This is a genomic window from Chryseobacterium sp. Mn2064 (genome assembly GCF_049319685.1).
Taxonomy (GTDB): Bacteria; Bacteroidota; Bacteroidia; order Flavobacteriales; family Weeksellaceae; genus Chryseobacterium.
Genome location: NZ_JBMOUE010000007.1, coordinates 1 through 26,997 on the forward strand (window position 1 = coordinate 1; position 26,997 = coordinate 26,997).

Below are 26,997 nucleotides of genomic sequence, written 5' to 3' on the forward strand. Positions count from 1 at the left end.
AAGTTTATTTAACATAAAATTCATCTTGAAGTAATATTAATTCCTTAAACAGCTGATAAACAAAATGAAAAATTTCAAACATTTGTTTGGAGGAGAGAAATGAGGAGTGAGTGAGGGTGAGGGTTGTAGAGTTTGAGGAGGATAAATAGTGAAAGATATACTCTATATAATAAGGGGCTTGTTTGTTTATAAACCACGGATGACGCGGATTGGCACAGATGATTGTGTTTATTGTTGAGTGGAGAAATGAGATTAAAAGGATACTCTTTTTATAATATAATGTGTGTACTCCTTTTTTATTTCAGTTCGGGGAAAATATCTCATATTATATATAATAGACGATGACAAAAAGTAATTAATAAAATCGTGAGAGCAATCATACGAATGAAAAGCGTATACTATATTATATATGTAAGAAAATTACTCATCTAAAACTATTCGTTAATCAAATAGTCTCAATTGCTGATCGCGGGTACCTGTAAAGTTTGCTACAGAGAGTTTGGGAAATTCTTTTCCTGCAAAAAACTTCTTCCTTCCTATTTTAAAGGTAGTATGAATCATTTCTGCAATATTGCCTTCCCCGGTTTGTCTTTCAAAATATCTTTTATCTCCCAACTTTCCTCCTCTCATGGAACGTATAAGATTCAAAACCTTTTGCGCTCTGTCTGGAAAATGTGCTTCAATCCAATTTACAAAGACCGGCTCAACGGTATCATTTAAACGAACTATGTTATATCCAAAACCTAAAGCTCCCGCTTCTGAAATTGACTTTAGAATATTCAAAGGCTCATCACTGTTTAATCCTGGAATGATTGGCGCAACCATTACATGAACAGGAATTTTATTTTCGGTCAGAAGTTCTATGGCTTTCAGTTTATTTTTTGCGGAACTTGTTCTTGGCTCCATCTTTCGCCTGAGTTCTTCATTCATCGTAGGAATACTTAACGAAACAGAAACCAGATTCTGCTCGGCCATTGGCTTTAAAATATCAATATCTCTGAGTACAAGAGCATTTTTTGTCAAAACATTGACAGGATGTCTATAATCAAGACACATTTGAAGAAGTTTTCTGGTGATTTCAAACTGTCTTTCTGCCGGCTGATAACAATCTGTATTCCCGGAAAGCAGAATTGGAGCAGATTTATAACCTCTTTTTTGAAAAAATTTCTCCAACAGTTCTGGAGCGTTCTTTTTAACCATGATTTTTCTTTCAAAATCAATCCCTGCGCTGTAGCCCCAATATTCATGGGTAGGTCTGGCGAAACAATAGGAACATCCATGCTCGCATCCCTGATAAGGATTCATGGAATATTCCATCGGAAGATCTTCGCTTTTAACCTGATTAACAATAGTTTTTGGAAAAACCTCAGTAAAGGAAGTTTTGGCTGTTTCGAAATCATCATCTTCAGGTTCATAGGTATATCTGTCGAAACGGTTGATAACGTTACGCTGAGCACCCTGACCTTTTATGAAATTTTCGTTTTGCATTCTTTTGTAAAATTAGAATGGTTTTTTTATATAATAATGAGTTTTAACATTAAAGTTTTCCACAAAAAAATCCAACACTTGAAAAAGCGCTGGATTAAACATAATTAATATATTTTTTTACTACTTCAGTGCGTAAAGTTCCACTCCATGAGTTTCATCTTCTTGATTCTTTTCATCAAAGTGTCTGTGATAGTCCGAATAGGAATCACTATATTTTTTATCTTTTTTAGTCAAAATTTTTTTAATACTTATTAAACTCAATACTGCCAAAAGACCAACTCCTCCTGCCAGTAAAACTCCAACTTCTTTTTTCATATTTTCTTTGATTTATTATTATATGCATTGCAAAAAGTGTACCTATTTTATTTTTTCAAATTATAATTTTTGTTAACATTAAACATTATTTCTACCAAAATTGCAATTGATTATTTTTCTTATATTTAAAAAAGCAATGGTTTAATTATTGTATTCAACAACAAAAATAACATTATGGAAAATCCAGGAAACTACGATCAAATGACCACTCTGAGTCAGGTTATGAAAACGCTTTCTGAAAGAGGAATACACAGAGAATTCAGAATGAATGAACACTGTGAGATGAAGTTTGAAAATTCAGAGAAAGTTTATCAACCCTCTGAACTGATCATTTTGAAGACTTACCGTTTTGAGGGAGACAGCAATCCTGATGACAATGCGGTTCTTTATGTTGTAAAAGACCATGCGGGAAATCGCGGGATGATTATAGATTCTTATGGAGCAGACAGCAATTATCCGGGTGAGGAATTTGATCAGTTTTTAAGAGACATTCCGGTTCTTGAAAGTGATGAATTCAACTTTTAAAAATATTTATACTTCATGATGATTTTTTAAACCATTGATTTGATATCAATTACAACAAACTATTATGTTCTATTATATGATAAGATAGCTTTGTTGTACTATCGTTTGATGGTTTAAAAGATTATTCTTTCTCTGGATTACTTTCTTTCTTCTTAAAAATATTGTTCAGAAATCCTTTCTTTTCCTTTTTCTCTTCTACAGGCTTTGATTCTGCCTTTTTATTTTTGATTTCCTGCTTGAGCTCTTTTACGGACTGCTTCATGTCTTTCACGGAAGAGACTGCATTTTTCACTTTTTTCTCTGTTTTTTCCACATTTCTACCGATCAATGTTTTCTTTAATCCCTGTTCGATACCTTTCCAAAACAGATTAAAGAAGGATTTTGTAGGATCACGCTCTACATCTTCTACAGTAACAGCCTCCGGGAAATTTCCGGAATCAGATTTAATGAAAATATTGACGACAGCGGTGAGAAAGCCTTTCTTTTCATGATTATGTTTATTTAAAACAGCAATTTTCAGATCTTTATGTTTAAGATTGAATGTTCCATGCAACCCTGCAGGATCTCCTTTAAAATTAAAAAGCATTTCTTGAATTGTCCCTGCGGTAGCTGTCACATGAAGATAGGGTCTGATAAAAGGGTTGATTCCACTGGCGGGAAGGTTGGATGTTTTACCGGAAATGGCAAAATGATCTCCCTGATCAGCTACATCAAAGTTCCAGTTCACGGCAAGAGGAGACAGATTCATGAACGAACAGTTGATTTTAATATCCACTTTTGTGGGTTTTCCTTTTGTTTTGGCAGAATTCAGATTTTTGACGTTCATATTAAAGTTACTGAATGTCAGTTTTCCGGGGCCCATACTTTCGGGGGTATCTTCTTCGTACACCAAAATGGAATTTTTCAGATCCAAATTGTGAACAGTCATCGGAATTTTAATAGAACGAAGCATTTTAGAGTAAAGTGCTTTTATTTTGGGATCGTCTTTCGGGATTTTACTTCTGAAAATATTAGCATCTGCAGATTGTACGGTTACATTTGAAGCATTGATAAATTTATGTTGAGAAAACAGATCCCAACTTCCTTCTGCTGTTATCTGTCCTGCTTTCAAATCATAAAGATCTCTTTCAACCGGGATCATTTTGATAAACTGAGCTCTTGAAACGAGGGGTTTCATGGCAAAATTATTGACCTGAACTTTATTTTTATTCAATTTTAAAAGTCCAACACTCATGTTGTAGAACTGTGTTTTGTAAGCAAAGTTGCGTGTTGTAAGGAAATAGTCTTTGATTTTGAATGAAAGTTCTTTGCGATTAGGCTGGGAAGCTAATTCAATTTCATTAAATGTAGCATTCAAATCGTGAAAAGCAAGGGGTTGTTTTGCTTTATCATAGGTAATATTTGCGTTTTTTAATGAAACTTTCCTTACGATCAGAGAATTGATGATTCCGGGCTGAGTTGTTTTTTCTATCTTTTTTTCTGGAGCTTTAAAGATTCCGTTTACATTTTCTACAAGAACATCTTTAAGATCAAGGTTGAGTTTTTTATTAACAAACTCTAATGCATTGATATTAAAAGCAACATGATCAACTTTTAAATCGGTTTTCATCTTTGCTTCTGCAGAGGGATCTGAATTGAGTACAATATTCTTTATTTCTCCATTGGTAGGTTTTAGAGCAACACTTTCTACCGAAATATTTTGATTTCCTGCGTATTCTATATTTCTTCCAGACAAAGTAAAATCTTTATATCCTACGGGAACAATCTGCTGTGATGTTTCTTTGTTGAATAACAATTTATTGATCTTCAAACTAAGATTTCCTGCGGACAGAAGTTTGTTTCCATCGGGTTTATGGATCTTGACAACGGCATTATTAATCTTTATATTCTCTAAATTGACCTCAAAGTCTGATTTTTTCTCTTTTTTTACCGCTTTTACTCCTGTAGTGTATAGTTTAAAAACGGGATTTTGAAAATCCGCATTGGTCAGTGAGATCTTATTTTTATTCAACATCACCTCTTTAAACTCTATTTTAGGGATAGCAACGTCAAATAATTGTGATTTTTTAGGGTAGAATTTCTTAAACTGAGCAAAAGATAAAAGCGGAGTCAATTTAAAATCTTCCACAGACATCTGTCCATCGGTTGTATTGACAGTACGGATAGTAAGTGCATAGGATTCTTCGGGGCGAAAAAAGAAATCTTTACCTTTAATAGTATAGGTATCAAAAACTACAGGTAATTTACTTTCCACCGATTCTTCGGTCATCTGAAGGTTTTCTACAGAAAGATTTAGCTGCTGAACAGATAACAGTTTTTGCTTGGTATATTTGAAAACAGCAATTTTACCTTCATTAATTCTGATATTTTCAAATAGAAAAGGACTTTTCTTTTTACTGGATTTGCGATCCGCAGGTTTAGCTAAAATAATATTGAGAGCAGGTTTGGCCAGTAAAAGATCAGACGAGCTTATTCTTTTATTGAAAATAGCGTCATAAATACCAAAGCGACTGATTTTTAAGGTGTCAATAGTCCCCTGCAAACCTATAACTTTCGTATTCTGAGGGTTTTTACTATTAACAGATATTCCTGTGCACAGGATGTTTCCTGTGGTAAGATCTACATCCAGTGTTTTATAGGAAACTTTATATTCGGTGTTGTTTTTAATGTATTCCGGGAGCTGGGTTTTAAGCCAAATATTCAGTCCGAAATTAATGGCAAGGAGAATTCCTACCAGGATTCCGAAGCTTATCAATAGTCTTTTAACCCATTTTTTCATATTTGGTGATTTGGTGTTTATTTTTTTACATAGATCAGTTCTGTATTCCAAGTTCGATCACATATCCTTCGTGTCCTCTTATATTAATAAAGTTTCCACCTTCAAACCCTAGGTACTGACCTTTAATTCCTGACAGTTTTCCTGTAAATTCAGGTTTTTTATCTAAAGTAAATGAAGTGACTTTCTCAGGTTTCTCAAAAGGATAGTCAAACATCCACAATTCTTCTCCTTCTCTGTAAAATTTTTGAAAATCTGACGGAAAGTATTCTTTTATTTTCTGACGGAAGTCTGCCAGATCTATTTCGCCTTCAAAATCATCCTGAAGCATTTTTCTCCAATTGGTTTTATCTGCCAAATGTTCTTTCAGAGCCACTTCTATCATTCCGGCTTCATATCGGTTTTCTGTTCTTGCAATGGGTAATGCAAAAGTCGCACCCTGATCAATCCAACGGGTAGGAATTTGTGTATTTCTGGTAACTCCAACCTTCACATCTCCGGTATACGCCAAATATACGGTATGCGGCTGCAGCTGAATTTCTTTTTCCACTTCCAGATCTCTTTCTGCAACTCCTAAATGCGCAGTAGAAAGTTCCGGACGTATAATCGTTTCACTGGCATATGGGCTTTCAAAAAAACAGCTTTTGCAAAACCCCATTCTGTAGATAGGTTTATTCTGACCACAGTTTACACATTGGAATCCGGTATGTTTTATACTCAGCTCCTTCCCTATCAACTCATTCATATGGATCAGATCACCTGAAAGATTGAGATAATATTGAATGGGTTTAGCATCGTAGCTTGTCATTTTTAAAATTTGCCCTTGAAACTGCATATTATATATTACTTTTTTAAGTAAATTTAATGATTATATTTTCAAAACATAAAATTTATATTTTTGTATCATAAAAAACCACAGATGACTTACCTTGTAACAGGAGGCAGCGGGTTCATTGGTTCTCATTTAATTGAACAATTATTGAGAAATGGACATTCTGTCATAAACATTGACAATTTTGATGATTTTTATAACTATCAGATAAAAATTAAAAATACATTAGAGTCAATGAACAAAAATTCGGATTTTGAGTTCTCTGACAAAGAGACCGATATCCGCCACCTTATTTCCCTCACACACTCCGATCGCTATTCCCTTTATTACCAAGACATTCGGGATAAAGAAGGTCTAAAAGAGATCTTTAAAACCCATTCTATAGATATGGTCATCCATCTGGCGGCACTTGCCGGGGTACGTCCCTCTATTGAAAGGCCTTTAGAGTATGAAGAAGTTAACGTTCGCGGAACGATGAATCTTTGGGAACTCTGTAAAGATTTTAATATTAAAAAATTCATTTGCGCTTCATCTTCAAGCGTCTACGGAAACAACGAAAAAATACCCTTTGAAGAGACCGATAATGTAGATAATCCCATATCTCCTTATGCCGCCACAAAAAAAAGTGGTGAAATATTAGGCCACGTTTACCACAAGCTATACCATATAGATATGATACAGCTGAGATTCTTTACGGTATATGGTCCCAGACAGAGGCCGGATCTTGCTATTCATAAGTTTACCAGACTCATTGCCGGCGATCAGGAAATCCCTTTCTACGGGAATGGAAATACTGCCAGAGACTATACCTATATAGATGATATTATCGACGGAATCACAAAATCTATTCTCTATCTGGAAAATAACGCAGATGTATACGAAATTTTAAACCTAGGAGAGAACGAAGTAATCACTTTATCCGAAATGGTAACTGCCATTGAAGAGGCCCTGAAAAAAACTGCCACACGAAAAGTTCTGCCAATGCAGCCGGGAGATGTCACAAAAACCAATGCAGATATTACAAAAGCAAAGGCTTTAATAGGATATGCCCCCCATACAGACTTCCAAAATGGCATAAAAAAATTTGTGGAATGGTTTTTGAGAAAACGACAATAAGTAAATTGCTGACATAGCTGCCAGACAGTTTGTGACAGACATTTACAAGAATAAATTATAAAAAGAATTGAAAATCAAGTATAAAAAAGTTTATTATACAACCTATTTTTATACTTTTGCAAAAAATTAGAAAATTATGTACTGGACATTAGAATTAGCATCCTATCTAAGTGACGCACCTTGGCCAATGACAAAAGCAGAGCTTATTGACTACGCAATCAGAACTGGTGCACCTATGGAAGTGGTAGAAAACCTTCAGGCTATTGAAGACGAAGGAGAAATTTATGAATCTATCGAGGAAGTATGGAGTGACTATCCTACCGATGAGGATTTCCTTTGGAACGAGGACGAATATTAATAAAGCGATAAGCTTTAGGCTATGGCTTAGAGCTTTTTTGCCCTTTTTATATATTAATTTACACGATAAGCGTGTTATTTAAAACGCTTAAAGCATTTTGCATTAAGCATAAAGCAAATAATTTATGAGTTTTTTAAACAAAGTTCTTAAAGGGTTTTTGGGAGACAAGAAAGCGCAGGACCTAAAAGAAGTAAAAAAAGTTGTAACAAAAATCAAAGCTGTAGAACCTAACATTCAACAATTGTCGGATGATGGGTTGAGACAAAAGACGGCTGAGTTTAAAGAGAATATAAAATCTGCAACCAGCAAGATCACAGCTCAAATAGAACAGATTAAAGAGCAGATAAAAAATTCAACCAATGTTGACGAAAAAGAAGCTCTTTTCTCAAAAATTGAGTCTTTAAAGAAAGAATCTTACGAAATTGAAGAAAAAGTTTTGGTTCAAATTCTTCCGGAAGCTTTTGCGTTGATCAAAGAAACTTCAAGAAGATGGGCTCAGAATAAAGAAATTCGTGTAACAGCAAGTGATTGGGATAGAGAACTAGCTGCTATGGGGAAAGATTTCGTGGAAATTCAGGGAGACCAAGCTGTTTGGAAAAACTCATGGGACGCTGCCGGAACTCCAGTAGTTTGGGATATGGTCCACTATGATGTTCAGTTTATCGGAGGTATTATTCTTCACAGTGGTAAAATTGCCGAGATGGCAACCGGTGAAGGTAAAACTTTGGTAGGAACATTACCTATTTACTTAAATTCACTTCCGGAAAGAGGGGTACACGTTGTAACCGTGAACGACTACCTTGCTAAAAGGGACTCCGCATGGATGGGGCCTCTTTATCAGTTCCATGGTATGTCTATCGATTGTATCGATAACCACCAGCCGAACTCAGACGGAAGAAGAAAAGCATATAACTCAGATATTACATATGGAACGAATAACGAATTCGGTTTCGACTATTTGAGAGATAACATGGTAACCTCACCTTCAGAATTGGTACAAAGAGAATTGAACTTTGCGATCGTGGATGAAGTTGACTCTGTATTGGTAGATGATGCAAGAACACCTTTAATCATTTCTGGTCCGGTTCCTCAAGGAGACAGACAGGAGTTTGATGTTCTTAAGCCTTCTATCGACAGAATCGTTGAAGTACAAAAGAAAACCGTTTCTGCTATTTTCAATGAAGCGAAAAAATTGATCGCTGCAGGAAATACAAAAGAAGGAGGTTTCAAATTACTTCAGGCGTACAGAGGTCTTCCAAAAAACAGACAGCTTATCAAATTCTTATCGGAAAGCGGAAACAGAGCATTGCTTCAGAAAGTGGAAGCACAATACATGCAGGACAACAACCGTGATATGCCGATCGTAGATAAAGATCTTTACTTCGTAATTGAAGAGAAAAACAATCAGGTTGACCTTACTGATAAAGGGGTTGAATATATGTCTCAGGGGAACTCTGATTCCAACTTCTTCGTATTACCTGATATCGGAACTGAGATTGCTGAAGTAGAAGCTAAAAATTTATCTAAAGAAGAAGAATTTGAGGCTAAAGAAAGACTTTTCGCAGACTTTGCTGAAAAATCTGAACGTGTTCACACAATGAGCCAGCTATTGAAAGCGTATACATTATTCGAAAAAGATGATGAATATGTTGTAATAGACGGAGAAGTAAAAATCGTTGATGAGCAGACAGGTCGTATCATGGAGGGACGTCGTTATTCAGACGGTCTTCACCAGGCGATCGAAGCAAAAGAGAATGTAAAAATTGAGGCTGCTACTCAAACTTTTGCAACCGTAACGCTTCAGAACTATTTCCGTATGTACAACAAACTTGCGGGGATGACAGGTACTGCAGAAACGGAAGCAGGAGAACTTTGGGAAATCTACAAATTAGATGTAGTGGTAATTCCTACCAACCGAGTTATTCTAAGAGATGATAAACAAGATTTGGTTTTCAAAACCAATAGAGAAAAATATAATGCCGTAATTGAAGAAATTGAAAGATTAACAGCACAAAAGAGACCTGTACTTGTAGGTACTACTTCTGTTGAGATCTCTCAGTTACTATCAAAAGCACTTCAGTTAAGAAAAATCCCGCACCAGGTATTGAACGCGAAACTTCACAAGAAGGAAGCAGAAATTGTTGCTGGAGCAGGACAGCCGGGAGTTGTAACCATTGCAACCAACATGGCAGGTCGTGGTACGGATATTAAGCTTTCTAAAGAAGTAAAAGAAGCTGGAGGTTTAGCGATCATCGGTACGGAAAGACACGATTCAAGACGTGTTGACAGACAGTTGAGAGGTAGAGCGGGACGTCAGGGAGATCCTGGAAGTTCTCAGTTCTATGTATCTCTTGAAGATAACTTAATGCGTTTGTTCGGTTCTGAAAGAATTGCTAAAATGATGGACAGAATGGGTCACAAAGAGGGAGAAGTTATTCAACACTCTATGATCAGCAAGTCTATTGAAAGAGCTCAGAAAAAAGTAGAAGAAAACAACTTCGGAACAAGAAAGAGACTTCTTGAATATGATGACGTAATGAACAAACAGCGTGACGTAATCTACAAGAGAAGAAAGAACGCTCTATTTGGAGACCACTTGAAATATGATATCACAAATATGATTTTCGATGTTGCCAATTCTATCGTTGCGAAAGGAAAAGCTTCGGGAAATTATAAAGATTTTGAATACGAAATCATTAAAACATTCACTATGGAATCTCCGGTTTCACAAAATGATTTTAATAATAAAACGGTTCAGGATCTGACGAACATCTTATTCAAAGCTGCTCAGGAAGATTATCAGATGAAACTGAATCTATTGAAAGAAAAATCATTCCCAATCATTGAGAATGTTTATCAAAATCAAGGTTCAATGTTCAAAATGATCCAGGTTCCTTTCACAGACGGACACAAAACAATGACAATCGTGGCAGATCTTAAAGAAGCTTACGATACGCAGTGTGAAAGTTTAGTGAACGACTTCGAAAAGAATATCACATTATCAATCATTGACGAAAACTGGAAACTTCACCTTCGTGAAATGGACGATTTAAGAAGATCTTCACAAGGAGCTGTTTACGAACAGAAAGATCCACTGGTAATTTATAAGCAGGAATCTTTCCACTTATTCAGTGAAATGATCGACAAATTGAACAAAGAGATTATCTCTTTCTTATACAAAGGAGAAATTCCAGCTTAAGAAAAATTTAATAATATCATACAAAACCCGCTTCAGTAAAGACTGGAGCGGGTTTTTCTTATTTATTGTATAATAAATTTATGATAAATATCAATTTAATTATTTATTTAGAATAGTTAAAAATAATATATTTGCAGAAAAATTTGACTTTCATGAGAAATGTACTGATCTGTGCTTCAGCACTTGGAACAATGCTGGTTTCTGCCCAAAAAAAAGATACACTAACCACTAAAAGCATTGATGAAGTAGTTATCAATACATACGTCAAGAAAGACAGTGAGTACTCCAATAAGATGTCTTTGAAAGCAATAGAAGATCCACAGGTATATTCTTCCATTGACAAAGGTGTACTGGAGAATCAATTGTTATTTACCGTAGATGATGCCTTCAGAAACGTAGCCGGAGCTCAGAAAATGTGGAGTGCTACCAACAGAGCCGGAGACGGAGGTATTTATTTAAACTTAAGAGGTTTCGTTGCCGGAAACTCTATCAGAAATGGTATGGTAGCTCCTATTACCACTTCCATGGATGCCATCAATGTAGAAAGAATTGAAGTTTTGAAAGGCCCTTCTGCCACTTTATTCGGAAGTAACGTCACTTCATACGGAGGTGTTGTAAACAGAGTAACAAAGAAGCCATTTGAAACTTTTGGAGGAGCTGTTTCCCTTGCAGGAGGAAGCTATAACTACTACAGAGTACAGGCAGATGTAAATGCACCTCTTACTAAAGATAAAAAATTATTATTCAGATTAAATACTGCGTATACCAATCAGGGAACTTTTCAGAGAACCAATGCAAAGAACTCTTTCTATGCATTTACCCCTTCCCTTACATATCGTCCTACAGACAATTTAGAGATTAATGCAGAACTTGAAATGTTTGAAACCAATTCCTACCCGGAAACAGCATTCTTTTTCTATTATCCGGGATCACAACTCGGTGCGGACAATATGAAGCAAATGGAAAAACTGGGTTATGATTATAAACAATCTTATACAGGAGAAGGCCTTAAAACGGTTGGTAAAGCAAGAAACTTCTTTGGACAGGTTAATTACAAAATCAATGAGCACATCAAATCATCCACCAATGTAAGTACATCTTATTCTTACTCGGATGGATACAACCCATACTTCTATTTTGCGCCCAAAGGAGCTTTCACTCAAAACGCTAGTGATACAGAAATTGGAGTAATGAGAGCAGATCAATCTACTAAAGACAGCAGAAGAACTTATTTCCAGGTTCAGCAGAACTTCAACTTTGATTTTAATATTGGAAGTGTAAGAAACAGAACGGTTGCCGGTTTTGATTATATGAGACTGAATGACAACCAATACTTCATGTTTACCAATTTCGACTGGGTTCCTCTAAAAGGAGCCGATTATTCAACCATGAACGGCCAAACATTAGGAGCATTATATGATCAACTTAGAAGTCAGAAAGGTTTTGAAGAAAACAACACTTATGTGAACTTAGGGAAGAAAGATACTTACAGTGGTTACATTTCCAACGTTATCACTCCTGTAGCAGGTCTTAATATCCTTACTGCGATTCGATATGAAACAAATAATTACAGAGGCGGTCAGGTAGGACAAAATAAAACTGCTGAATATCAACAGGGAGCATGGTCTCCAAAGTTTGGAATTGTGTACCAAATTCTTCCTGAGAAATTATCCGTATTTGGAAATTATCAGAACAGCTTTACTGTAAATGGATATTATACTTCTGACAAAGCTGGAAATGTAACCCTTTCAACTCCTGAAAGAGCCAATCAGTTTGAAGGAGGTATCAAAACAAACCTTATCAAAGGGAGAGTGACCACAACTTTAAGCTACTATAATATACAGGTAAAAAACACACTGTTGAATACAGGCGAAATGACAGGAACAGGACAAGCTGTGCAAAATCAGGCTGGTTTATTAAGAAGCCAAGGTGTTGAATTGGAAGCAAATGCTTACCTAATCAAAGGGTTCTCAGTAATTGCTGGAGTTAGCTACAATGATATGAAATACATTGAAGCAGATGAGACTGTAATCGGAAGAAGATCTTCTACGGCATCTTCTCCATGGCTGGTTAATTTCAATGCTAGCTATCAGTTCCTGGACGGAAGCTTAAAAGGACTTGGATTTGGTGTTGGAGGAAACTATGCAAGCGATAACAAGATTGTGAACTCTACAACCATGGGGACTTTCATCCTTCCAAAATATCTGGTATTGAATGCCAACGCGTTTTACGATACCAAAAAATTCAGAATCGGGGTAAAAGTAGACAACTTCACCAACGAACATTACTGGAGCGGATATACTACAGCTAATGCCCAGGCTCTTGCCAATGTGTTAGGAAGCTTTACCTATAAATTTTAACCGTTAGAATAATTTACTACCCTTATATAAACAATGAAAAGAATAACAATAGGAGCCGCATTATTAACATCCGTGTTAAGTTTTGCTCAGGAAAAAAAAGACACCATCAAATCCAACGATATTGAAGAAGTAGTTGTTAACGGAAGATATTATCAGAAATATAAGCTGAATGAGGTTTCGGGATCTTTAAGAATTCAAACTCCTATTCTCGAACTTCCTCAGAACGTGCAGTCTGTAAGTTCTCAGGTTCTTGCTGATCAGATCACTCTCAATATGTCCGAAGGAATTGTTCGTAACGTAAGTGGAGCAAGAAAAGTGGAACATTGGGATAATGTCTATTCAAACGTATTTATGAGAGGTGCCAGCATTGCCACTTTCATGAACGGAATGAATGTTTCTTCCACCTGGGGACCTATCAATCCTGATGCTTCTATTATTGACAGAATAGAATTTGTAAAAGGCCCAGCCGGGTTCATGGGTTCAATGGGAGATCCTGCCGGATTTTATAACGTTGTAACCAAAAAGCCAACAGGAAAGTTTGCCAACAGCGTTCGTTTTACCACAGGAAGTTATAATCTTTTCAGAGGAGAAGCGGATCTGGATGGAGTTCTTGTAAAAGACGGGGTTTTAGACTACCGTATCAACTTAATGGGAAGTTCCAACAAATCATGGGTAGAAAATGATAAGACAAGCAAGATCATTATTGCACCGTCGATCACTTTCAGACCTACAAAAACAACGACATTTACCGCACAATATAATTATCAGTACTTAAAATTTAATCAGCCGGGAGCCTACCTGATGTCTAACGACGGCTATGCTTCATTGAATGTACACACCAACTTTAATGATCCCAACTTCAAGAAAACGGAAGTAAAAGATCAGAGTTTATTCTTAAGCTTAGATCAAAAGCTTTTTAAAGACTGGGTTTGGAGTACACAATATGCGTATATGGATCTTAATTATGACGGTGGTTCATGGTGGGGATCTTTTGATTCGGCTAATAAAAATGTGCTAAAAAGAAACTTAAGCAACTGGCAAGCAGTAGGAAAAAATCATATTTTCCAAACCTATGTTAGAGGAAGCCTTAATACAGGAAATATTGTTCATAAAATTATTGCTGGGTTTGATTATGGAGATAGAAAATATGAAGCTGACTTTTCTGCCTATTCAAAAATTGTAGATGGAAAAGAAACAATGCTATTCCCAATTGACATCTATAATGTTCAGTACGGAGTAGACCCTTCACGATTACCTTCAGCCGATTTTTATACTTTAAATAAAAATGCACTTTACTACAACGATCAGGGAGTAAAATATACTTCATATTATGCTCAGGATCAGATTGAAATGTTTAATAACAAATTAAGGCTAACGCTAGCGGGAAGATATACAAGCGGTAGTACTTATTCTGCTTATCCTAACCTTAGCCCGGGAAGCCCTATAATACCAGATAAAGCAGGTGAATTTACACCAAGAGTAGGAGTAAGTTATTCTATTAATGAAAATTTCTCGGCGTACGGAATTTATGACAAAACTTTTGTACCACAATCCGCAACAGGAATTAATAATACAAGAATTACAGATCCTTTCAGAGGGCAAAATATTGAATTTGGATTGAAAAAAGACTGGTTTGGTGGAAAATGGAACTCAACTTTTGCCGTATATGAAATCAGAAGAAAAAATATCCTTGTGAATGGGCCCGCAGCAGAAAACAATGGAGTGGCTTTTCAGGTTGCTACCGGAGAACAAAGAGCAAGAGGTTTTGAAACTGACATCAAGGGAGAAATCATCAGAGGGTTGAATATTATAATCAATTATGCTTATACTGATGCTCAAACCATTAAGGATACCAAACCTGCCAACATTGGAATTCAGTCTCCGGGAAATGCTAAAAATGTTCAAAATACATGGATCAACTACAGATTTGAAAATGGCATGATGAAAGGTTTCGGAATCTCTGCAGGGTATCAGTACCAAGGAGGAAGACAATCTTGGTATGGAGTAAATGCTGAAAAAGATCAAAGCCTTCCGGATTATTTTGATACCAACTTCGGAGTTTCTTACGTTGCCAAAAAATTTGATGTCAATCTAATGCTAAACAACGTTCTGAACAGAGCTCTTTACAGCGGATACAGAGGAGATGCCGGTGAATATTCATGGATCTACAACGCACCGCGTAACTGGAGATTATCAATCGGATATAAATTTTAAAAAATTCAAAGGTTAGCCCTCAAAAGGGGGTTAACTTTTTGCTATGAAGAAAAAGCATCATAAAAAGAAAGTTTCTTTTACTAAAAAATGGTCTGCCAAACTGCATCTGTGGTTTGGTTTGTCCGTTGGCCTTATTGTTTTTATAGTCTCTCTTACAGGGACTTTATATGTTTTTAAGGATGAAGTTCAGAATAGCCTTCGCAAAGAAGCTATTTATGTAAAGAACAGTACTCCTGAAGCAAAACCATTATCCATCAATCTGCTTCGTGAAAAAGTCTCTCTGGAACTGAACGAGAAATATCCCATTACGTCCGTTGAAATTCCTTTGGATAAAAGTAAATCTTACCGGTTTCAATATTACGAGAAGAATAAAAAAGGATGGAATTACTTCCAGGAAGTTCTTATCAACAAACAAGTTTATGTTAATCAATATACAGGAGAAATTCTTGCCGTTTATAACGAGAAGTATGATTTCTTCAATATTTTAAAATACATTCACTGGGGACTTCTTCTCAACTCCGACTGGGGAAAATATGTTGTAGGAATTCCTACTGTACTCTTTATTTTCATGCTCATCACAGGGATCATTCTATGGTGGCCCAAAAACAAAAATGCAAGAAAAGGCCGCTTATGGTTCAGTTGGGAGAATGTAAAAACGTGGAAACGTAAAAATTATGATCTTCACAATATATTGGGCTTTTATGCATCATTTATTGCTTTATTGCTTAGCCTTACAGGGATTTACTTTGCTTATCCCTATGTGAAAAACACCTTTAATCTGGCATTATCCGGATCTATGGAACTTCCAAAAGAAAAGGAAATGAAATCCCCGGATTCATTGATGGTGAAAAACGAAGCTATTTTTGACCTTGCAGCTTCACAAACAGAAAAACTGTACGCAGGTTCTTCCAGCTTCAGAATTTCTTTAAACGGAAAAAATAAAAAAGGAAAAGAACTCAAAAATCTTCCAGTAACCATCTATGGACAGGAAGGAAGATTCAGCGAGAGAAATCTTTTGACCTTTGATAAATATTCAGGAAAACTACTGGCCAATAAACCTCATCACAAACTCAACAACGCGGAAAAATACGCCAATGCCAATTATGACATTCATACAGGTTCTTACTTCGGACTGTTTGGAAAAATACTATGGTTCATGGCGGGGCTAATCTGCACCTCACTCCCAGTAACCGGATTTATGATCTGGTGGGGAAAAAGAAAGAAAAAAGGAAAGAATATATAATGAAAAAAGCGATTCTATCAGCTGCCTGCCTTGGAACGATTACGGTTGCCGCACAGGTTAAAGATACATTACAGACCAAAACTGTTGAGGAAGTAGTAATGACTGCTTCAAGAAAAAAGGAAAATATAAAAGAGGTGCCAAGCTCCATTACCATCGTAGGTGAAAAGCAGATCCAGTCTCAGCTGACGGTCAACTCCGATATTACAAGCATTCTACAATATACTGTACCAAGTTTAGGAACCAATTCCGGACAAACGTCCAACACGGGACAGACTTTAAGAGGTCGTCAGGTTTTGGTTTTGATTGATGGTATTCCTCAGTCTACCCCACTTCGTAACGGAGCAAGAGACTTAAGGGTAATCGACCCTTCCGCTATAGAAAGAGTGGAAGTGATAAAAGGAGCGTCTTCCATTTACGGTAACGGTGCAGATGGTGGAATCATCAATTACATCACGAAAAAAAGCAGAACAGATAAAAGTATCTCCGGGATTTCACAGGTAGGTCTTACAGGACAGCCTTACGGTGGAACCCTTGGAATAAGAGCAAGCCAGCTTTTATCAGGTAAAGTTAAAAAGTTTGATTATACCCTTTCCCTGGCGTATGAAAGAACCGGCTATATGAAAGATGCAGACGGTGTTCTGATAAGCCCTACGTACAGTACAGCCAAAATGGATAACTATAACGGAATGCTGAAGCTGGGGTACGACATCAACGAAAACCAAAGAGTTGAAGCATCCTATATTGGCTATTCTTCAAGATCAGATCTTAATGTAGGATTAAAAACAGGTAAATACGGAATTACTCCTACTATAGGAGAAGGATTGGGAAAAGGATTGGAAACCACTCCACAGGGAACTCCAAAAAATCATAATATTAGAGTAAGCTACGACAACAAAAATCTTTTTGCCGGAACTTCTCTTAATATTAATCTTTATTATCAGGATTTCAAAACCGTTTACGGATATAGTGACACCTTCTTCAATGGCGGGCAATCTAATGTTATTTCCAAAAAAATGGGAGCGAGATTCAATTTTGACACCCAACTTTGGAACTCTGCCAACTCTCAGGGAGAAATCATCTATGGAGCTGATATCTTGAACGATAACACAGTTCAAAAACTGGAAGACGGAAGATTCTGGACTCCGAATATGACTATGACCAATATTGCCCCTTTCTTATTGGCAAAAATTGATCTCTTCAAAAAAATCACCATCAAAGGAGGACTTCGCTATGAAAACATCAAAGTAAACGTAGACGATTTCAATACGCTTTCTGTCATTAAAAATGATGGAACATTTACCAAAAGTATTCCTGTAGAAGGAGGAAAATTAAGCTATAATGCACTTGTAGCCAACCTGGGAATCCGTTATAATATTGAGCCTTACATCAACCTTTTCGGAAGCTTTTCACAGGCCTACTCTATCAATGAGCTGGGAAGAATCCTGAGAACCTCAACTTCTGAAACTATCAAAAGTCTTGAAACCAAACCTATTATTGTAAACAACTATGAATTGGGAGCTACCGGACAACTTTCAAGCTGGTTAAACTATGAGCTGACCTCTTATGTAAGTACATCCAAACTGGGAGCATCCTTTGTACAAAGCCCGGACAGAGCTTTGATGATTCAGAGATCACCTGAAATTGTATACGGAGTAGAAGGATTTTTACACTTTACCCCAGTAAAATGGATTCAGTTTGGTGGAAGCTACAGCTGGATGGAAGGAATCACTTCTGTAAAAGACGATGGAGATTACTCTACAAAGATCAACAACAGCAGAATTTCAGCGCCGAAAGTACTTGCCTATGTTCAGGGAAGACCTATTCCTGCATTATCTATAGGAATCGATATGCTTCATTCTTTCAAACAGAACAGATTTGATCCTAATGCCAAAACAGGATTGTATGCTTATGGTGAAGGTTATGTTCCAGATTATACTGTTTTCAATTTTAAATCAAGCTATGAAGTTAACAAAAACTGGAGACTGTCTTTAGGTATTGAAAACCTTCTGAACAGAACGTACCAGCCATCTATTGCTTGGTGGTCTGCCAGAGACAGCGACTATATTAACGCGCTGGGAATGAGAGGGACTTTCATGATTGAATATAAATTTTAATTAAACTAAATAAAAAGTAAAGCATATATTTGCTTTACTTTTAGCTGTCGTATGAAGAAAAAACATCATCATAAAAACAAACCGGGATTTTTAAAAAAGTGGTCTGCCAAGCTGCATTTATGGTTCGGATTGGGAATTGGATTCCTGATCTTCATCATTTCCATCACGGGAGCATTATATGTTTTCAAGGACGAGGTGGAAAATGTGACCCGTAAAGATGTGATCTACCATCACGAACAGAATATCGACCAAAAACAGGTTCTTCCGATCCGAGTAATGGAAAAAGCAGTTGCTGAACAAGTGAAAGAGAAGTACCCTATTCACTGGGTAAATATTCCTATCGATAAGAAAATGTCTTATATGTTCTTCTGGTACGAGCACGATACAAAAGGCTGGAACTATTTTGATGAGTTTCCAATTTATAAACAAGCTTATGTAAATCCTTACACAGGAAAGGTTCTGAGAGTTTATGATGAAAAAAACGGTTTCTTCAACATTGTTAAAATGATTCACTGGAGTTTTCTTCTGAAACAGGACTGGGGAACTTACGTGGTTGGAATACCGGTAATCATTTTTGTCATCATGCTGATTACAGGAATTGTTTTATGGTGGCCAAAAAATAAGGCAGCAAGAAAACAGCGTTTTGGATTCAAATGGAAGAATATCAAAAGCTGGAAAAGAAAAAATTATGACCTTCATAATGTCTTAGGCTTTTATGCATCTATCTTTGCATTAATCTTCTCTATCACAGGGTTATTCTACGCATTCTTTGTCGTTCAGGCCATGATCTACGTTGTATTTTCCGGTGGAGAAACAAAATACCCGGACTTTTCACACATCAAAACAAAAGCTCCTGTTGAGTTAAGAACAGAAGGAACTTTAGATAAAATCATTCGTACTGTAGAACAAAAATACCCGAATTCTTATGGTTTTGCCATAGATCTTGGCCATGAGCATATGGATGACCACGAACATCCTAACTTTGAGGTATATGTAAAACATCTTTCTTACTCTTATCACAAAAGCAGCAGCCTTATTTTTGATGAAAATTCAGGGGAACTATTACATACCCACGATCCTAAGGATAAAAACTTTGGTGAAAAAGTGGTAAATGCAAACTATGACATCCATGTAGGTGCTATTCTTGGGCTTCCTACAAAGATCATCGCTTTCATTGTAAGTCTTATCTGTGCATCACTTCCCGTTACAGGATTTTTGATATGGTGGGGTAGAAAAAAGAAAAAAACGGTAAAAACCGCTTAAACTTTTAAATAAAACTCAGTAATTAATCTATTAATACAATCTTTTTTATAATTTTAGCCCCTAGAATTTAATAATAGAAATGTCATTAATAGATTTATCAAAACAAGTTGCCCTTGGAATTGACATCGGCGGAACCAATACTAAGTTCGGAATTGTAAACCACCGTGGAGAAGTTCTGGATAAAGGAAATCTGAGAACCGATGCATATGACAAAGTGGAAGATTTCATCGATGCTTTATACGAGCAAGTTCGTCCTATGATGGAAAAATATGGGGCTGAAGCACACTTTGACGGAATCGGAGTAGGAGCGCCGAACGCCAACTATTATAAAGGAACCATTGAACTGGCACCCAATCTTCCCTGGAAAGGAGTAATTCCTTTTGCAGAACTGATGACTGCGAAATTCAACCTACCTTGTACTGTTACCAACGATGCGAATGCTGCAGCCCTTGGAGAAATGCTTTTCGGAGCGGCCAGAGGAATGAAGGATTTTATCATGATTACACTGGGAACAGGCGTAGGCAGCGGAATTATTGCCAATGGAAGTTTAATCTATGGACATGACGGGTTTGCCGGAGAATTAGGTCATACGATTGTAAAGCCAGGCGGAAGAAAACACTGGAGTACGGGTTCTGAGGGAAGTCTTGAAGCCTACGCCTCTGCAACCGGAATTACGATTACAGCAAAGAAAATGAGAGCTGAATTTCCGGAATCTATGCTGAATCAATATCCTGAAGATGAGATCAATTCTAAAACAGTATACGAGTGTGCTGTGAAAGATGATCCTATCGCTATTGAGGTTTTTAGATATACGGGTCAGAAACTGGGTGAAGCATTGGCTAATTTTGTCATGTTCTCATCACCACAGGCTATTCTTTTATTTGGAGGAGTTATCAAAGCCGGAGATTTTATCTTGAAACCTGCGAAACTTCACATGGAGAGAAACCTTCTTCCCATTTTCAGAAATAAAGTAAAATTGGTTTTCAGTGAACTGGACGAAGCTGATGCTGCTATTCTTGGAGCAAGTGCTTTGGTTTGGGAAAAATAACTGAACCGTTTTTTAGTAATATAAGCATCCTTTTTAGGGTGCTTTCTTTTTTTAACCACAGATTTCGCGGATTTTCACAGATGATTGAGGCTTATATCTGATAATATGTTTTATTCTGAATTAATAAACATCCTTTTGAAATGCTTTTCTTTTTTTAACCGCAGATTTCGTAGATTCTCATAGATGATTGAGACTTATATCTGATAATATGTGTTATTCGTAATTAATAAACATCCTTTTGGAATGCTTTTCTTTTTTTAACCACAGATTTCGCAGATTTTCACAGATGATTGGGGCTTATGTCTTTGGGGGCTTGTGAGTAATAATGTTGGTGCTATTGGTATTTAAAATGATTTGTAGCATCTATCGTGACAATTTGTGTTTAATAGGTCAAAGTTATGTTTAAATGAAAAAGTTTTTCATAATTTTGATTGTGTTTTTCCATTTTACAGAATCGGGAAAAACAAAATCTTACATAAAAATAATCAACCTTAGAATGGATAATAATAATTTAGAGCAAATTACTTTCGGTGGCGGGTGTTTCTGGTGTGTGGAAAGCTGCTTTAACCTACTGAAAGGGGTACAGTCTGCGATCTCCGGATATTCGGGAGGACATAAAGATAACCCAACCTATCAGGAAGTATGTACAGGAGAAACGGGACATGCGGAAGTGGTTCAGATCACTTACGATCCTGCCATCATTTCTTATGAGCAGCTTATGGATGTTTTCTTTTTCCTTCACGATCCTACTCAACTAAACAGACAGGGAAATGATATCGGAACCCAATATCGTTCTGTTATTTATTATAAAGATGCTGCAGAGAAAGCAAAAGCGGAAGAAGCCATCAAAGCTTCTCAGGAATCAGGAAGATGGCAGGGAACTTATGTAACGGAGTTAACTCAATTTGATAAGTTCTGGCCTGCAGAACAATATCACCAAGGGTATTATAATGACAATCCTACTCAACCTTATTGCAGTGCTGTGGTAGGGCCTAAAATTCAGAAATTCAAAAAACATTTCGGAGAGCTCGGAATGTTACATGCAGAATAGTTTTCACATACTTATTAAAAATAACAAAAGCGAGGAGAAAAATCTCTTCGCTTTTGTTTGCGCAAAAAAAATCATTTTATATGAAGAAGGCTAATAGCCTGGGTTCTGAGAAAAATCTTTAGAAGCGTCAATAGTAGACTGAGGAATCGGGAATATTCTTCTGTAAGGCTGAGTTGCCGGCTTAGCCGTTCCCGGAAGATCAAATTTTTCGAATCTGATCATGGCCTTTCTTCTGTACATTTCCCAGTACAGTTCGTATCCGGACTCTTTAAACAGTGTATTGGCATCCAGAGAAGCAAGAGCCACGCCTGGAGCATTCCCTTTTAAAGCATCATTGGTTCTGCTTGTTCTTAATTTATTGACATCTGATAAGGCTGCCGATATATTTCCATTTCTGAAAAATGCTTCCGCTCTCATCATGTAGATCGTTCCTAATCTGTACAAAGGGACATCCATTCCACTTGTTCCATTGTTTCCGTAGCCAGGGTCGAACTCAAACTTGAAGTTTCTTACTCCTCTGTTGATCTGAGCCTGTGTAAATACTGCTTCAGCAGGATTATCAAAGTTCAGCTCCGGAGTAAAATCAGCCGCAAGCGTGGTATTCTTTTCGGTGAACAGTTTATATACTTTTATTCTTCCGTCTGGAGTAAGGTCGAAATTACCGTTTGCAAGAATTTTAGGACCATACTGCTGTCCCACCTGCAATCCTCTGTTGAAATGGAACCAAGGTTTCCCTGTTCCTTCTACTTTACTGGTTGCCGGTACACTTACATCAGTTCCGTCATTTCTGAACCATGTTCCATCATCGTACTGATACGTTCTCTGAAAACGTGGGTCATCGTGATTTCCATTCCATGAATAATAGAATTCAGGAGTAATGCATGAAGCATTGGTTCCTCTGTTATCAGGAGATGGCTTCTGGCTTCTCTCCATAGACATATAAGCAAGGTCATTATCCGCATTCCTGTTGGAATTCTTCTTCTGAACAATGGTAAAGATCATTTCCTTACTTGTATCATTATTGATATCAAAGTTGTGGAAATAATTAGACTCTAAACTGAAAAGACCTCCGTTAATCAGCATATCAGAATACTTGATTACTTTGTCCATATCAGTTCCTCCTCCACTTATAGCTTGTTCTTTAAAGTCGAAATTACTTCCTGTTTTATTCTTCAGAACCGCTCTGTTAAGATACATATCTGCCAATAATGCATACGCCGCCTGCTTTGTAAATCTTCCTGCGTGGGTATTCTGAGTTTTAATATCTGCTAAGTTGGGAATAAGACCTTCAACTTCAGTAATAAGCTCATCTATGGTAGTGTTTGCTCTTCTGATAACAATAGGAGCATTCAAATTATCCGGGTCTCTGTAAGGAGCCTGCCCATATAAATCGATTGTTGTATAGGTATAAAATGCTAATAATCCTTTTGCTTCAGCTAAAAACAAGGCCTTATTATTGATGTTACTTTTGTTGATACTTCCGATTGCAAATATAGATTTTGTAATTCCTGAGTTCAGCTGGTTCCATGTAGTTTTTACAACATCATTATTGGCATCCCAGGTAAATTCATGCATTGCTCTCCATTTTCCACCATCTCCCCAGTCACTTCCTCTGGTTGCTAAGAGAGCTTCGTCAGTAGAATATTCCTGTAAAGCAAACACACTTCCATGATCTACAAAGGTTCCGTCCCCAAGCTGTCCGTAGGCTGCTGCAAGAGAAGCCTCTGGGTCCGCATTTTCTGTTCCCATTACCTCATCAATCACTTTTTCATCCAGATTTGTACATCCAACTAAAGACATTACTGCGATGGACAAAAAGATTGTATTAATATTTAAAAATTTAGACTTCATGATTTCTTTTAACTTAAATTAAAATTTAATAGTAGCTCCCAAAATGAAAGTTTTTGCGGACGGATAGGTTGTATAATCAATTCCCAAAGATTGGTTCCCCTGTACTTGCTTATTGGTATCAACAAGTGGATCGTATCCTGAATAATTGGTAATTGTAAATAGATTCTGTGCACTTACATAAAGATTGATACTCTTCAAAAACTTCAATTGGTTCATGTCAAAAGTATATCCTAATCTTACATTGCTTAGACGAATAAAATCTGATTTTTCAAGATATAAAGAGGATAATTGCGGCTGATTGGCAAAGCTTGCTCCAGAATCATAATACTTCTTCAAAACGTTTCTGTCTGAAGCTAAATTGTTGATATTTAAATCTAAAGCTGTATTATTTACCAGGTAACCTCCTGTCTGTCCGATGAAAGAGAATGCAAAATCAAACCTTTTGTATTTCATATAAGAGTTGATCCCGAAAGTGAAATTAGGAATTGCTCCTTCAAAAATCTTTCTGTCGTTGGCATCAATCTTTCCATCGCCATTCAGGTCTTCATAAATATATTTTCCGTTGGCATCCACTCCTAAGTAGTTATATAAATAGAATGACCCTGCCTCGTAGCCATTTCTGTATATATTAGCTGTAACTCCAGAAAGCCCCGGTCCAGAAACTTCTCCTGAATTAATACCAGAAACCGGAAGGTCTTTTACAACATTATTGACTGTAGCTCCGTTGACATCAAAATTCCATGTGAAGTTTTCTGTCTTAATAATTTCTGCACCTAGAGAGAATTCAAAACCTTTATTAACAATTTTTCCATTAGCATTTAACCAAACGTAATCTGTAGGGCTTAATGGAGTTGAAGGAATGAATAATATTGGGTTTTTCGTTGTCTTATTATAGTATTCCAGGGAACCATATACTTTGTTTTTCAAGAAGCTGAAATCTAAACCAATATTGGTTTGGGCCACTACTTCCCATTTCAAGTTAGGGTTGGGCGTTCTTACTACCTGAACACCGTTGATCAGGTTTAGGTTGTCATACAAATAATATCCGGCAGATTGTGATAATAAGTAACTCGCTTTTGTAATTTTATTAAGTACTTCCTGATTTCCGGTTTCTCCCCAGCTTCCTCTTAATTTTAATTCATTGATAAATGAAACGTCTTTCAGGAAATTTTCCTTTGAGATAGTCCAGCCCACTGCTACAGATGGGAAATATCCATATTTGTTGTTATCTCCAAAACGGGTAGAACCATCAGCTCTTAAAGAAGCGGTTAAGAAATACTTTTTATCAAAGTTATAATTTACCCTTCCGAAGTAAGACTGCAATTCATTTTCCTGAGAAGTTCCCGGCTGTGGAATAAACACATCTCCGGAGTATCCAGGATTAATTTCCGGTGGAATTCCAACTCCCTGGTCAACAAAATTCCTCACTCCAAGATAAGTAGCCGTAGCTTTAAATTTCTGGTAAGAAAACCCTCCTAATACACTAAAGTTATGTCTATTCAAATTAAAATCATACGTCAGATAATGTTCCAAAAGAATATTATAAGAATCCAGATTAGCCTGAGAATAAATTCCTTTCGGGCTTCTGTCGGTAATATTTGGGAACATGGTTGTATTCCTTTCTGATATACTTCTGTCAACTCCTAAATTAAATTTATAATTTAATCCCGGTAAGATTCTCAATGTTGCTTCTGTATTTCCTAAAACTCTGAAAGTATTAGTTTTATCCTGATAAACGCTCAATAAATACAAAGGGTTGTAATGAGCATTCATGTTGAAATTCGTGTAATTTCCGTTGGCATCGTACACGGAGCGCGTTGGATTTGCCATTAGAGCATGGATAATCAGCTGACCATCAGATCCCGCATTTCCTCCATTGGGAATTCCCGTTTCTCTGATATCACTTGCTGTAAGATTCAGTTTAATCTTCAATCTTTTGTTATCAAAGAACGATTCCTCAGCATTTAAACGAGCGGTAGTTCTTTTAAAGCTGCTGTTTAAAACGATACCATCCTGATCCATGTGGGAAAGGGAGGCAAAGTAGTTCCCTGTATCGGTAGCTTTGGAGAATGAAACGGCATGATTGGATGAAACGGCATTTCTATAAATTTCGTTTTGCCAGTCTGTATTTCCACCATGGTCATAAGACTTATCAATACCTGCTGCTCTGTACTCATCGGCAGTCATCAGGTCTAATTTTTTAATCACAGAAGAAACACCTAAGTACGTATCATAGGTGAACATTGGCTCTCCTTTCTTTCCTCTTTTCGTAGTTACCAAGACAACACCATTTGATCCTCTTGCTCCATAAATAGCTGCTGCAGAAGCATCTTTCAAAACCGTTATAGATTCGATGTCGCTGGTATTCAAAAAGTTTAATGGGTTTTTGGCTGTAGTATTTCCCAATCCAACATTCGGGCTTTGCGCACTTACAGGATCGTTATTCAAAGGAACACCGTCTACAACAAATAAAGGAGTACTTCCACTTCTAATGGAACCAATTCCTCTGATGGAAACATTCACACCAGCTCCCGGTTCTCCACTTGTCTGAACGATACGAACCCCTGCTATTTTCCCTTGCATAAGGTTATCAACAGAAATGTTCATTCCTTCTTTGAAGTTCTCAGCCTTCAATTGGCTTACAGCTCCCGTTAAGTCGGACTTCTTTTGAGAGCCATACCCCACCAAGGTAACCTCTTCAATAGACGTAGAGCCTTTTTTAGACTGCAGTTTTACCGAAACCGAAGTGTCTGAGATTTTCATCATCTGTATGGCATACCCTTCATAAGAAACAGACAGGGTTTGCCCGATGTTCGCCGAAATACTGAAGTTACCGGATGCGTCGGTAGTAGCGGTATCACCCGTTTCTACAATCGTAATTTTCGCTCCCTCTAGCGGAAGACCATCCTGATCCGTAACATTTCCGGAGATTGTTTCATTCACCTGTGCATACACAGGATTGTTTGAAGTAAGACCTTTTGCATCAGCCTGATTGGCTACCAAAAAAAATAATGCAATCGGAATTAACTTTTTAAACGTAAAAAAATTAATTTTGTGGTACATATCAATAAGTAAAGTAATTGCAAGACGTTACATTGCTTATTTCAAAAGCCGCTGTTGTTCCCGCAACAGTGGTTTTCTTTTCAGACAATCGTTAGTTTTTATTTCGGCATACAAAGTAAAAGGATCTACCACAATTTCATTTTAACATAATATTATGTTAAGATCAACAATATATAAATAT

17 protein-coding genes are annotated in these 26,997 nt (G+C 36.8%); 11 read left to right on the forward strand and 6 right to left on the reverse strand.

Annotated elements, in window-relative coordinates:
* Positions 1-441: 441 nt before the first annotated feature.
* Together ACL9RH_RS20830 and ACL9RH_RS20835 are read right to left on the reverse strand one after the other, a co-directional pair.
* The gene (locus ACL9RH_RS20830; protein WP_422695259.1) at positions 442-1,488 is read right to left on the reverse strand and encodes a PA0069 family radical SAM protein; all 1,047 of its coding nucleotides are present in this window, start codon (positions 1,486-1,488) and stop codon (positions 442-444) included.
* Positions 1,489-1,608: 120 nt separating this feature from the next.
* Complete coding sequence (locus tag ACL9RH_RS20835; RefSeq protein ID WP_422695260.1) at positions 1,609-1,803, reverse strand: hypothetical protein; 195 nt, start codon at positions 1,801-1,803, stop codon at positions 1,609-1,611.
* Between the two features lie 174 nt (positions 1,804-1,977).
* Between ACL9RH_RS20835 and ACL9RH_RS20840 the strand changes: the two genes are divergently transcribed.
* Positions 1,978-2,328: a hypothetical protein gene (locus tag ACL9RH_RS20840; RefSeq protein WP_422695261.1), complete on the forward strand. Its 351-nt coding sequence runs from the start codon at positions 1,978-1,980 to the stop codon at positions 2,326-2,328.
* Between the two features lie 121 nt (positions 2,329-2,449).
* On the opposite strand, the gene ACL9RH_RS20845 is transcribed toward ACL9RH_RS20840, so the two are convergent.
* Together ACL9RH_RS20845 and ACL9RH_RS20850 are read right to left on the reverse strand one after the other, a co-directional pair.
* Positions 2,450-5,107: a hypothetical protein gene (locus tag ACL9RH_RS20845; protein WP_422695262.1), complete on the reverse strand. Its 2,658-nt coding sequence runs from the start codon at positions 5,105-5,107 to the stop codon at positions 2,450-2,452.
* A 34-nt stretch (positions 5,108-5,141) separates the two neighbouring features.
* A complete protein-coding gene (locus ACL9RH_RS20850) occupies positions 5,142-5,939 on the reverse strand; it encodes a DUF2797 domain-containing protein (RefSeq protein ID WP_422695263.1) in 798 nt (265 codons plus the stop codon).
* Positions 5,940-6,023: 84 nt separating this feature from the next.
* On the opposite strand from ACL9RH_RS20850, the gene ACL9RH_RS20855 reads away from it, so the two are divergent.
* The 10 genes from ACL9RH_RS20855 to msrA all read left to right on the forward strand — a co-directional run bounded on the left by ACL9RH_RS20855 (position 6,024) and on the right by msrA (position 21,902).
* Positions 6,024-7,052 (forward strand): GDP-mannose 4,6-dehydratase, encoded by a 1,029-nt coding sequence (locus tag ACL9RH_RS20855; protein WP_422695264.1) that lies wholly within the window; start codon positions 6,024-6,026, stop codon positions 7,050-7,052.
* 136 nt (positions 7,053-7,188) lie between these two features.
* Positions 7,189-7,410 (forward strand): DUF2795 domain-containing protein, encoded by a 222-nt coding sequence (locus tag ACL9RH_RS20860; protein WP_002662059.1) that lies wholly within the window; start codon positions 7,189-7,191, stop codon positions 7,408-7,410.
* 124 nt (positions 7,411-7,534) lie between these two features.
* Positions 7,535-10,609, forward strand: coding sequence for a preprotein translocase subunit SecA (gene secA, locus ACL9RH_RS20865; RefSeq protein WP_422695265.1), 3,075 nt, complete (start codon positions 7,535-7,537; stop codon positions 10,607-10,609).
* 152 nt (positions 10,610-10,761) lie between these two features.
* Positions 10,762-12,969 (forward strand): TonB-dependent siderophore receptor, encoded by a 2,208-nt coding sequence (locus ACL9RH_RS20870; protein ID WP_422695266.1) that lies wholly within the window; start codon positions 10,762-10,764, stop codon positions 12,967-12,969.
* Between the two features lie 33 nt (positions 12,970-13,002).
* Complete coding sequence (locus ACL9RH_RS20875; RefSeq protein ID WP_422695267.1) at positions 13,003-15,183, forward strand: TonB-dependent siderophore receptor; 2,181 nt, start codon at positions 13,003-13,005, stop codon at positions 15,181-15,183.
* A 43-nt stretch (positions 15,184-15,226) separates the two neighbouring features.
* Entirely contained in the window at positions 15,227-16,426 is a 1,200-nt protein-coding gene (locus tag ACL9RH_RS20880; RefSeq protein WP_422695268.1) for a PepSY-associated TM helix domain-containing protein, read from the forward strand.
* Positions 16,426-18,540, forward strand: coding sequence for a TonB-dependent receptor (locus tag ACL9RH_RS20885; protein ID WP_422695269.1), 2,115 nt, complete (start codon positions 16,426-16,428; stop codon positions 18,538-18,540). Before ACL9RH_RS20880 ends, ACL9RH_RS20885 begins: the two co-directional genes overlap by 1 nt.
* Before the next feature lie 51 nt (positions 18,541-18,591).
* Entirely contained in the window at positions 18,592-19,803 is a 1,212-nt protein-coding gene (locus ACL9RH_RS20890; protein ID WP_422695270.1) for a PepSY-associated TM helix domain-containing protein, read from the forward strand.
* Between the two features lie 79 nt (positions 19,804-19,882).
* Positions 19,883-20,851: an ROK family protein gene (locus ACL9RH_RS20895; protein WP_422695271.1), complete on the forward strand. Its 969-nt coding sequence runs from the start codon at positions 19,883-19,885 to the stop codon at positions 20,849-20,851.
* Positions 20,852-21,347: 496 nt separating this feature from the next.
* On the forward strand, positions 21,348-21,902 hold the full coding sequence (gene msrA, locus ACL9RH_RS20900; RefSeq protein WP_422695272.1) for a peptide-methionine (S)-S-oxide reductase MsrA: 555 nt from the start codon (positions 21,348-21,350) through the stop codon (positions 21,900-21,902).
* A 90-nt stretch (positions 21,903-21,992) separates the two neighbouring features.
* Here the strand turns inward: msrA and ACL9RH_RS20905 are convergent, their stop codons facing one another.
* Together ACL9RH_RS20905 and ACL9RH_RS20910 are read right to left on the reverse strand one after the other, a co-directional pair.
* Entirely contained in the window at positions 21,993-23,753 is a 1,761-nt protein-coding gene (locus ACL9RH_RS20905) for a RagB/SusD family nutrient uptake outer membrane protein (protein WP_422695273.1), read from the reverse strand.
* 18 nt (positions 23,754-23,771) lie between these two features.
* Entirely contained in the window at positions 23,772-26,816 is a 3,045-nt protein-coding gene (locus tag ACL9RH_RS20910; RefSeq protein ID WP_422695274.1) for a SusC/RagA family TonB-linked outer membrane protein, read from the reverse strand.
* Positions 26,817-26,997: the final 181 nt, after the last annotated feature.

Excerpts from the sequence above, each read along its gene's own strand:
- ACL9RH_RS20830 (WP_422695259.1), bottom strand. The coding sequence starts at position 1,488 with ATGCAAAACGAAAATTTCATAAAAGGTCAGGGTGCTCAGCGTAACGTT.
- ACL9RH_RS20835 (WP_422695260.1), bottom strand. The coding sequence starts at position 1,803 with ATGAAAAAAGAAGTTGGAGTTTTACTGGCAGGAGGAGTTGGTCTTTTG.
- ACL9RH_RS20840 (WP_422695261.1), top strand. The coding sequence starts at position 1,978 with ATGGAAAATCCAGGAAACTACGATCAAATGACCACTCTGAGTCAGGTT.
- ACL9RH_RS20845 (WP_422695262.1), bottom strand. The coding sequence starts at position 5,107 with ATGAAAAAATGGGTTAAAAGACTATTGATAAGCTTCGGAATCCTGGTA.
- ACL9RH_RS20850 (WP_422695263.1), bottom strand. The coding sequence starts at position 5,939 with ATGCAGTTTCAAGGGCAAATTTTAAAAATGACAAGCTACGATGCTAAA.
- ACL9RH_RS20855 (WP_422695264.1), top strand. The coding sequence starts at position 6,024 with ATGACTTACCTTGTAACAGGAGGCAGCGGGTTCATTGGTTCTCATTTA.
- ACL9RH_RS20860 (WP_002662059.1), top strand. The coding sequence starts at position 7,189 with ATGTACTGGACATTAGAATTAGCATCCTATCTAAGTGACGCACCTTGG.
- secA (WP_422695265.1), top strand. The coding sequence starts at position 7,535 with ATGAGTTTTTTAAACAAAGTTCTTAAAGGGTTTTTGGGAGACAAGAAA.
- ACL9RH_RS20870 (WP_422695266.1), top strand. The coding sequence starts at position 10,762 with ATGAGAAATGTACTGATCTGTGCTTCAGCACTTGGAACAATGCTGGTT.
- ACL9RH_RS20875 (WP_422695267.1), top strand. The coding sequence starts at position 13,003 with ATGAAAAGAATAACAATAGGAGCCGCATTATTAACATCCGTGTTAAGT.
- ACL9RH_RS20880 (WP_422695268.1), top strand. The coding sequence starts at position 15,227 with ATGAAGAAAAAGCATCATAAAAAGAAAGTTTCTTTTACTAAAAAATGG.
- ACL9RH_RS20885 (WP_422695269.1), top strand. The coding sequence starts at position 16,426 with ATGAAAAAAGCGATTCTATCAGCTGCCTGCCTTGGAACGATTACGGTT.
- ACL9RH_RS20890 (WP_422695270.1), top strand. The coding sequence starts at position 18,592 with ATGAAGAAAAAACATCATCATAAAAACAAACCGGGATTTTTAAAAAAG.
- ACL9RH_RS20895 (WP_422695271.1), top strand. The coding sequence starts at position 19,883 with ATGTCATTAATAGATTTATCAAAACAAGTTGCCCTTGGAATTGACATC.
- msrA (WP_422695272.1), top strand. The coding sequence starts at position 21,348 with ATGGATAATAATAATTTAGAGCAAATTACTTTCGGTGGCGGGTGTTTC.
- ACL9RH_RS20905 (WP_422695273.1), bottom strand. The coding sequence starts at position 23,753 with ATGAAGTCTAAATTTTTAAATATTAATACAATCTTTTTGTCCATCGCA.
- ACL9RH_RS20910 (WP_422695274.1), bottom strand. The coding sequence starts at position 26,816 with ATGTACCACAAAATTAATTTTTTTACGTTTAAAAAGTTAATTCCGATT.